This window comes from Thiorhodococcus drewsii AZ1 (assembly GCF_000224065.1).
GTDB lineage: Bacteria > Pseudomonadota > Gammaproteobacteria > Chromatiales > Chromatiaceae > Imhoffiella > Imhoffiella drewsii.
The window spans coordinates 242869-252260 of sequence record NZ_AFWT01000003.1 but is presented as its reverse complement, the minus strand read 5'-3'; the positions used below and the strand labels follow the sequence as shown (position 1 = coordinate 252260).

Annotated in this window: 6 protein-coding genes; 4 read left to right on the top strand and 2 right to left on the bottom strand. The window is 63.8% G+C overall.

What is annotated here, in order from left to right:
• Window positions 1–192 precede the first annotated feature (192 nt).
• Window positions 193–1182, bottom strand: coding sequence for a hypothetical protein (locus tag THIDRDRAFT_RS03430; RefSeq protein ID WP_007039409.1), 990 nt, complete (start codon window positions 1180–1182; stop codon window positions 193–195).
• Window positions 1183–1295: 113 nt separating this feature from the next.
• Between THIDRDRAFT_RS03430 and THIDRDRAFT_RS03425 the strand changes: the two genes are divergently transcribed.
• Window positions 1296–2207, top strand: a complete 912-nt coding sequence (locus THIDRDRAFT_RS03425) for a DUF3108 domain-containing protein (RefSeq protein WP_007039408.1) — start codon at window positions 1296–1298, stop codon at window positions 2205–2207.
• 63 nt (window positions 2208–2270) lie between these two features.
• Here the strand turns inward: THIDRDRAFT_RS03425 and THIDRDRAFT_RS03420 are convergent, their stop codons facing one another.
• Complete coding sequence (locus tag THIDRDRAFT_RS03420) at window positions 2271–4736, bottom strand: AMP-binding protein (RefSeq protein WP_007039407.1); 2466 nt, start codon at window positions 4734–4736, stop codon at window positions 2271–2273.
• A gap of 293 nt (window positions 4737–5029) precedes the next feature.
• On the opposite strand from THIDRDRAFT_RS03420, the gene THIDRDRAFT_RS03415 reads away from it, so the two are divergent.
• From THIDRDRAFT_RS03415 to THIDRDRAFT_RS03405, 3 genes are read left to right on the top strand one after another with little or no spacing between them, the layout of a single operon-like run.
• A complete protein-coding gene (locus tag THIDRDRAFT_RS03415; protein WP_007039406.1) occupies window positions 5030–5683 on the top strand; it encodes an ABC transporter ATP-binding protein in 654 nt (217 codons plus the stop codon).
• Window positions 5680–8190, top strand: a complete 2511-nt coding sequence (locus THIDRDRAFT_RS03410) for an FtsX-like permease family protein (RefSeq protein WP_007039405.1) — start codon at window positions 5680–5682, stop codon at window positions 8188–8190. The genes THIDRDRAFT_RS03415 and THIDRDRAFT_RS03410 overlap by 4 nt, the downstream gene beginning before the upstream one ends.
• Window positions 8190–9293, top strand: a complete 1104-nt coding sequence (locus THIDRDRAFT_RS03405; RefSeq protein ID WP_007039404.1) for a lipocalin-like domain-containing protein — start codon at window positions 8190–8192, stop codon at window positions 9291–9293. The genes THIDRDRAFT_RS03410 and THIDRDRAFT_RS03405 overlap by 1 nt, the downstream gene beginning before the upstream one ends.
• Window positions 9294–9392: the final 99 nt, after the last annotated feature.

Genomic DNA, 9392 nt, shown 5'->3' with positions numbered 1-9392 from the left:
GGTGCTTCTCGTTGAGCTGATCAAAGACCACCTTGACATGCCCTTCTACGGCTTCCGGAATCACGACCTCAACCGCTGCCATCCCGCACCCTCGGAGATCACTTCATGATCGACCAAGCATACCGACTACGATGAAATCGGGAAACAGTTGATGGACACTTCCTAAGAGTAGATCCGGTTACGGCGGTTGCCTCAATCCCGACGAAATTGGATCTCCAGCCGAACCGCGAAAGTCGGTTCGCCCCGGTAATCGAGGCTCTCGGGCCAGGAGAATCCGGGCTCCAGCTCATAGAACAACCAGGGGCGCAGAACATTGCGCCGGTAGAGAAACTTGAGCCAGCCCTCGCTCAGTACGCTGTTCGGCTCGGTCTGACCCTGGAAGCCTCCGCGCACGTTGATGGCCGTCTTGCTGTTCAGCCGTTTGGCCCATTTCGCCTGGGCGGACCACTCGAGACCACGGATCTCTTCTTTGTAGTTTCCGAACAGCGTGGTGCGCCACAAGGTATCCGCATCGGGCGACCATTCGTAGTCGAGCAAGGTGCTCACGCCCGGCCCATCCTCGGATTTCCAATAGACGGTCGAGGTGACATGAGACGCCGTGTTCGTGGTCCAGTGTCTTGTGTGGACATAGCGGCCGGCCAGCAGGAGGGCGGGCGACAGACCGCCCGAAAGGCCACCGCCGAGAGAGAACTTGTGTCCGGGCCGATCGCGGAAGAGATAGCTTAGACCGACGGCCCCATCCGTATCCTTGACATCGTCCTTGGCGGTGCCGGCCAGCTCGCGTCCGGTGACGGTGGAATCCGCATCGCTGGTGACCAGCAGACGCAGCCTGCGATCCAGCTTCGGAAGATCTACGCCACCGCGAAACCGGACCCCATTTTCGCTTTGGTCCTCGACGCCGGAGTAGAATGCGTCGAGCACGACATGCATGTAGGCGCTTGCCTGCTTTTCTTTCTCGGCCCTAGGGTCGCCGAAAAAGTCGTCGAGCCAAACGGCCGCCCGCTGCAACCGGTCGGTGACATAGTCGTGTCCCCCGTCGTACCAGGACACACCCACCTCATCGCCAGCGCCCTCGGAGAGCCCGTCGTCGCCCTGCGCCGTGCTCCAAGTAACCATCAGCAATAGAGCGACCACCTGAAAGGCAGGCGCGGCCCACTTCCCAACGCGCGAGAACTCCCCCATCACCTCTCCCGATGTCACTCAAAACGCCCCGATCGGCCAGGCATTCCGTTGTTTTCCGCTCCATTCCTGTCTATCTACTATCGGACGCAGACCCGATCAACCTCAGAGAGCGCATGAAAACTACAGACGCAGCACCATCAGCGCAGGATGCCGCCATCCCTGGAACAGCCTCTATTGCGACGCGCAGCCTGAAGGTTGCGACCAGGCTTTTCACCGCGCTGATCGGCGTGACCCTGTGCGCATTGATCGATGGTTCGGAGCTCCAGGCGGCAGAACCGACCTGGTCTAACCAAATCACCCCTCTGGCTCGCAGACAGGATGCCGAGATCCGACCGGTGCATCTACTCTACGAGGTCAGCTGGAGCAAATGGCTGCAGGCCGGCACGATCCGGATGAGCTTCGATCCGCAGCAGGGCGCAGAGGTACAGGCAAGGGCCAAGACAAGGAGCAGCGGTCCGGTTCGTGCTTTTTGGCCCTATAAAGGCTCGACCCACGCGACGATTTCGCCCAAGACACTCTCTCCTTCTCGCTTCGAGCACACCCAGCGCGAGCACGGCGAGAGGGCCGAATATCGGGCGACCTATCGGAACGACCGGATGCGCGTCGAATCCTCTCTCACGCCAGCGGATGGACGTGATACCGAGCATGAGACACGCGTCTATGAACTTGGGCAGATCCGGGACATTCTATCCACCCTCCTGTACCTTCAGCAGACCGAGCTGCGCGACGGCCAGGACATCGTGCTCCTGGTGCAACCCTTGGATCGTCTCTATCTGGTGACCTTCGAGGTGGCCGGCAGCGAGTCGCGCATGGTGTTCGACAGGACCTGGAAAACCAAAAAGCTGGAGATCCGAATCCGTAAGGTCACGGACGATTTCCAGCTGGCGCCCTACACCAAGATGCGCCGAGCCACCATCTGGCTCAGCGACGATGACTATCGCGTACCGGTCGAGATCCAAGCCGACCTGCGCATCGGATTCGTCTCCGTTCGCCTCGCAAGTCTCGATGCACCGCAACGACGTTAGTCGCGACGCGGGGCGGCCATTGGCGCACGATCACGCATGGGATGCGGCGCGGCCCACATCGAGTCACCTAGACCCACTGACGGCCGTTACCACGCGGTCCATGACCACCTGATTCAACGCCTCGTAGCTGCGCTCCCCCGGCTCGACGGCGGGTAGAAAGCTGACCTCGATCGGCGCAAACACTTTGGGCAACCAGGAGCCGCTTCGCAGGGCCTGCCAGGCGCCCTTGATGGCCACCGGCACGACCGGCACCCCCAGTTCACGGCTCAAGATGGCGTAGGTCTTGCGGAACGGGGCCACTGAGCCGTCCTTGCTGCGGGTACCCTCCGGAAAGATGATGATGTTGCAGCCTTGGCGCAGCACCTCCGAGAGGTTCTGCAAGGCGTGGCGGAGATCGCGCTCCAGATCCAGCACGATGACATTGTTGCGCGCGGCGAGGAACCGGAGCCATGGCCGATTGACATGCTTGGCCTTGGCGAAGAAATAGGTCCGCTTCATCGTGGCATTGTCCAGGAAGGCGGCGACGAACAGCCCATCGAGGAAGCTCTGATGATTCGGCGCCAGGATGCAGGGGCCGGCTGGAAGATTCTCCAGCCCCTTGGCGCTCAAGCGAAAATAGGCGCGGGCCAGCAGGGCCATGCCGTGACGCAGCGGATTGTGCGCGGCCCAACTCCTCGGCAAATGGATCTCGCTGCGCTGCTTCAGGATCTCGGCCCACTCCACCACCGAGACGGCCATTTTCGTCTTTTTGTCGCAAATAAATTCGGCAATGCGCCCCACCGTCGGGTGGTCCATCAGGATTTCGTCAGACACGCCGACGCCAAAGGTGGCCTGCAGGAAGGACTGGAGTCCGACTCGATCGAGTGAGTCGAGCCCAAGGTCGAGCTCCAGGTGGTCGTTGGCATAGACCGCGCATTCCTTCTGCTGTTGAAGAAATTGCTGAATCGTCTTGTACTCGGGGTAGTCCGGCTCCTCGCCGTCAGCCGTTCGGGTCTGGTTCGACGCGACCATGTCGGGCAACAGGAAGCGCTTCAGCTTGCCCAATCGGGTCTTGGGGAGCTCGTCTCCGAGCAGGTGCAGTTTCAAAACCTTCTTGTAAGGCGTGACCGCTTTGTTATAGGGCGCCAGCACCTGTTCGTTGAGTGTTTTCTGGAGATCGGCGATGCCCCGTTCCCGCGCCTTGCGAAAGTCCGGCACGACGGCGGCCTCCAGGCTGTCCTGATGCTGGAACACGGCCACCTCACTGATGAGGTCTGTCGACTCGAAGAGCTTCGCCTCGATCTCGACGGGATTGATGTTCTTGCCGCTGGGCAAGACGATGATTTCCTTCTTGCGACCGGTGACATGCAAGGCTCCAGACGCGTCGATATAGCCCAGATCACCGGTGTACAACCAGCCGTCCTTGATCACCGCAGCGGTTTCTTCCGGACGCCTGTAATAGCCCTGCATGACGTTGCGGCCACGGTTGAGGATCTCGCCATCGACGATGCGTACCTCATTGCAGGACATCGGACGCCCTGCGGCTCCCAACTTGGATTCGCCCGGGCGGGTGAAGGTGATCATCGGCGCCGCCTCGGTCATGCCGAACCCCTCCAGCACCTCGAAACCGAGTGTAGTCAGATCCCGAAAGACATCCTCGTCCAGCTTCGCCCCGCCGCTGACCAGAAAGCGAATCTGACCACCGAAACGCTCATGCACCTTGGCGAAGAGTCGTTTGGAGAAGGTCCGTGAATTGATCTTGGCGGCCAGGTGGAACAGCAGACGGGTCAGGCGGCTGGCATTGATCTTGTCCTTGATGGACTTGGTGATCAGCTGATAGAGGCGCGGCACGCCGATCATGATCGTCACCTGATTGTCGTTCAGCGCCCGTAGCATGTCCTCCGATGCCAGGGATGGCGAAAAGACGCAGGTGCCGCCGGTGTACAGCGGCGCTATGAGCGCACCGACCAAGGGGAAGATGTGGTGCAGCGGAAGCAGTGCCAGCGTGCGTTGCTCGGGGACGTAGATGGGCACGTCCTTCGAGATCGATTCGATATTGGCCAGCAGATTGTCCCAGCTGAGCATGACCCCCTTGGGGCGGCCGGTCGTGCCCGAGGTGTAGATCAGCAGCAAGGTCTTGTCGAGCGCAGGTGCCGGTATGGGCTCGGCCTGGCTATCGGCGGCAGCCGAATCCAGCTCGTCCAGCACCAGAACCAAAGGCTGATGACTGCTCGCTCCGATGGCTTGGTCCAAGACCTCGCGGGTGCTGTTGGAGCAGAACACCAGCGACGGTGTGCAGTCATTCAGAATATGGGCGACATCCTCCGCCGAGCTCATGAAGTCGATCGGCACCAGGGTGCAGCCCTGCTTCAGGCCCGCGTAAAAGGCGTAGACCCAATCGAGTCGATTTTCGGCAAAGATCGCCACCCTGTTGCAAGGGACGTCGGGGAACTGACGCGACACCGCGTCGATCCGAGCTAGCAACTCGCGATAACCGACGTGCTGGTCTTTCCAAATCAGGGCGGGTACTTCGTGTTGTCCAAGAAGCATGCGTAGCGGTCTTAATCTCTAATGACGAGTAGCGGATGATAAGCCAAAACGGCAATTTTCCACCGCATACCGCCCGTGTAACGCTGATGTCGATCGAACAGACCCTCTGGCTGAGCCGATTTCGCTGCAGCATCAAGGCTCTTCTCGAAGCGGCCCTGTATCGATGCGCCTCGACGCCGAGAGCCCAAGCCATTCCATCGCGCCTTGGTGCCTTGCCGTCAGGCCGAGGCGGCACAATCATGGGAAACGTCACGACACGACGCTTCCCCGCCACATGAGTGCATCATCACCGCATGCTCGAGATCTCCGACCTTCATCGCCAGTTCAACGGACGCCCTGTCTTGCAAGCCCTCTCGATGCAACTGCAGCCGGGCGAGTACGTTGCCATTACGGGAGAGTCCGGGGTCGGCAAGTCCACGTTGCTGAATCTGATCGCCGGACTGGATCGGCCGGATAGTGGTCGACTCGCGCTCGACGGCGCCGACTATGCGGGTCTCGACGAGAACGCCTTGACCCGATTGCGCCGGGACAAGCTCGGCTTCGTCTTCCAGGCCTTCCATATTCTGCCTCACCTCACACTGCGCCAGAACGTAGTCCTGCCGTTGTGGCTCAAGGGACAGGACGGCGCGGCGGCGAACCGCCAGGCCGAGCGGCTGCTGGACGCGGTGGGACTGGCCGATCGCGCCGAGAGCTGGCCGCGCGAGCTCTCCGGCGGCGAGATGCAGCGGGTCGCCATCGCCCGCGCCCTGGTGCATGAGCCGCGCCTGGTCCTGGCGGACGAGCCCACCGGAAACCTGGATCCAACCAACGCGGCCAAGGTTCTGGCGCTGCTGACCGAGAGCATCCGCGCCTCGGGGGCCATGGGTATTCTGGTGACCCACTCGCCGGAGGCGGCCAAGAGCGCCGATCGCGTTCTGCATCTCACATCCGAAGGACTTGTCGGATGAGGCTGGCGCCCGTCTTCCTAGGCTCGCTCGCGCGACGACGCGCCGCAACGCTCTTTTCATTCGTCGCCATCCTGCTGGGGATCGCGCTCGGCATGGCGGTGCACGCGGTCAACCAGGCTGCGCTCGCTGAATTTGGCCGAGGCATGCGCACAATGGCGGGGACGGCCGACCTCCAGGTCGTGGGGCCACGCGGCGGCTTCGACGAGAGACTCTATGCCGTCCTGGCCGCGCGCTCCGAGTTGGCACAGGCCAGTCCGGTGCTGGAGGTGCGCACCGAGCGCATCGGCGGCACGGACGCGCTGCGCATCCTGGGCGTCGATCTCTTCGCGATGGGCGCCGTCACACCCGCGCTGATTCCCAGACCACGCAAGATCGCGGATCGGTCCGACCGGGACGCCCGTTTCGCCGTGCTCGCAGAGGACAGCCTCTTTCTCAGCGCCTCGGCCCAGACCGCGCTCGGCGTCGCGCCAGGCGACCGGCTCCGGGTCTATGCCGGTTCTCAGCCCCTGGAGCTGTGGGTGGCCGGCGACCTCCCCGGCGCGCCCGACGATCGCCAGCTTGCCGTCATGGACATCGCGGCGGTCCAAAAGCAATTCTCACGACTTGGGCAGCTGACGCGCATCGACCTGCGACTGGCAAGCGGTGTGGATGAGCGTGCGGCCCGTACCGCGCTCGATCCATTGCTGCCGGCCGGCGTGCTGTTGGAGGCGCCCGAGGCCGCCGTGGATCAGGCGGCGAATCTATCCCGAGCCTATCGCGTCAATCTCACCATGCTGGCGGCGATCGCGCTCGTCACCGGCGGCTTCCTGGTCTTCTCCGCACAGGCGCTCTCCGTCGTGCGGCGCCATACCGAGCTGGCCTTTCTGCGCGCCATCGGCCTGGCCCGCCGCCAGCTGTTTCTCTGGCTACTGACGGAAGGCGCGCTCGTGGGACTGGTCGGCGGGATCGCAGGTGTCGCACTCGGCCATGGCATCGCCTTGGGTTTGCTGAAACTGCTCGGTGGCGATCTGGGTGCCGGGTTCTTCGCGGGCCTGTCCCCGACCCTGAGGTTCGATCCTTGGGCCAGCACGGTCTACGTGCTGCTCGGCGTCGGCGCAGGGGTGGCCGGGGCCTGGTTCCCGGCGCGTGAGGCAGCCGCCGTCGCGCCGGCCCAGGCGCTCAAGTCCAATGACGATTCGACCTTGTCCAGCGGGCGCGGATTCCCGATGCTTGGGCTGGCGATGCTGGCCGCGAGCCTTCCTGCCTGTTTCATTCCACCGATCCAAGGGCTACCGATCGGAGGCTATCTGGCCATCGCCTGCCTGCTCGCCGGGGGCGTCATGTTGCTGCCGACCCTCGCTTCGATGCTCGCACGGGCCGTGCCGCTACGCGGTCCGGTTCCAGTGCGGCTCGCCGCCGCCCGATTGGCTGCCGCGCCCGGACAATCCGTGATCGCGGCCACGGGCGTGCTCGCCAGCGTGGCGCTGGTGGCGGCCATGGCGATCATGGTCGGCTCATTCCGCGACTCGGTCGATGTCTGGCTGGGCCAGATTCTGCCCGCCGACCTCTATCTGCGCGCCGGCCGCGCCCGCAGCAGCCTTCTGGACGAAGGGCTGCAGTCACGGCTCGCAGACGTGCCTGGGGTTGCGCGGGTCCAATTCACGCGCCATGAGAGCCTTCGGCTCAAGCCAGGTCAGGCGCCAGTGGCACTGCTCGCGCGACCGGTCTCTCCGAATGGCCGCGAGCTGCCCCTGGTCGGGTCCGCACGCCCGGCCGCAACTGGTGAAACGGGGATCTGGATCTCGGAGGCTATGCGCGATCTCTACGGCTGGCGTCCTGGCGATCGCGTCATGCTACCGCTCGCCGGCGTCGAGGAGCCCGTTCAGGTCGCCGGCGTCTGGCGCGACTACGCACGTCAAGGCGGATCCATCATGATGGATCTCGCCGACTATCGACGTCTGACCGGTGATGTCTCGGTCCAGGACGCCGCCATCTGGCTCACACCCGGTGCGGACGGCACCCGCGTGGGCAAGGCGCTCAAAGCATTGGGTGGCCCCGGCGCATTGGAGGTTGCCTTCTCCGGCGAGATCCGTGCCCGCAGCCTGAGTATCTTCGACCGCACCTTCGCCGTGACCTACGTCCTGGAGGCGGCTGCGATCCTCATCGGGCTGGCCGGTGTGGCGGCAAGCTTCGCCGCGCTCACGGCCGCGCGACGCCGGGAGTTCGGCATGCTGCGCCATCTGGGTCTCACCCGCCGCCAGATCGGCACAATGCTCGCGCTCGAAGGGATCTTGACGGCAGGTGTCGGCATCCTCGGCGGGATTGCCGTTGGAGGCGCCATCTCATTGGTGCTCATTGAGGTCGTGAATCGTCAGAGCTTCCACTGGAGCATGGATCTGCACGTTCCCTGGGGGGCGCTCGTCTGGTTCGCCAGCATGCTCCTCGCACTGGCCGGGCTGGCTGCGGTACTCGCTGGCCGGCAGGCGATGCGCGAGGACGCGATACTGGCGGTGCGGGAGGACTGGTGATGAATCGACGCGCCTGTTTGATCGCACTCGCAGGCTTGCCCCTGACCCGAGCCTTGGCGGCGACAGAACCTGCCGCTGAATCCTCGAATCATGAGGTCGTCTTCGACGCGGTGCTCCCAGGTCGCACCCTCGTCTTTCCCGGTGACGAGGGCGCGCACCCCGGATTCCGCACCGAATGGTGGTACGTGACCGGCTGGCTCACCCTACCGGACGGCAGTCCTCTCGGCTTTCAGGTCACCTTCTTCCGCGTACGCACGGGGATTGGCGAGGACAACCCGAGCGCATTCGCACCGCGCCAGCTGATCCTGGCCCATGCAGCGATCGCGGATCCTCGGCTGGGGCGCCTGCGTCACGATCAGCGTGCCGCACGGGTCGGCTTTGGACGCGCCGGATACGCCACGGAAGGGGCCCGCGTCTGGCTCGGCGACTGGTCGTTCGAGCAAACTGGCGAGCGCTATGAAGCCCGCGTTAACGCCGATGACTTCGCCTATACGCTGGCGCTCGTCCCGGACGGACCGCCTATGCTCAACGGCGACGAAGGCTTCAGCCTCAAGGCACCCGACCAAGGCAACGCCAGCTATTACTACAGCCGACCGCAACTCCAGGTCGAAGGCAGCCTGACCCTCGACGGGCATCGCAAGACCGTCACCGGGCACGCATGGATGGACCATGAATGGTCGAGCGCCTACATCCCCGAAGGCGCGGAGGGCTGGGATTGGGTCGGCCTGAACCTGGACGATGGCGGCGCCATCATGGCCTTTCAGATGCGCAAGCCCGACGGCGAGGCGCTCTGGGCGAGTGCCACACTGCGCTCTCCCGACGGCCGCACAGAGGCGCTCTCACCGGAGCAGATCGCCTTCACCCCCGTCCGCGAATGGCGCTCGCCGCGCACCGGGATAGACTATCCGGTCGAGTGGCGTCTGCGCCTTGGCACCCGCCAATTCATTCTGCGCCCGCTTATGGACGATCAGGAGCTCGAAAGTCGCCGCTCGACAGGAACCATCTATTGGGAGGGCGCGGTGCGCCTTCTGGAGGCCGGCCGCGAGATTGGGCGCGGCTATCTGGAAATGACCGGCTACGGAGAAAAGATCCAGGTCGGTTAGCGGCACCGAACGCTTTCGAGAATCTGGGAGCAGTCCTCGGCGGAACCGAGCACCGATCGCCAGATACGCGCCCTCCCCGGTCGGGACCAATGACGTCCC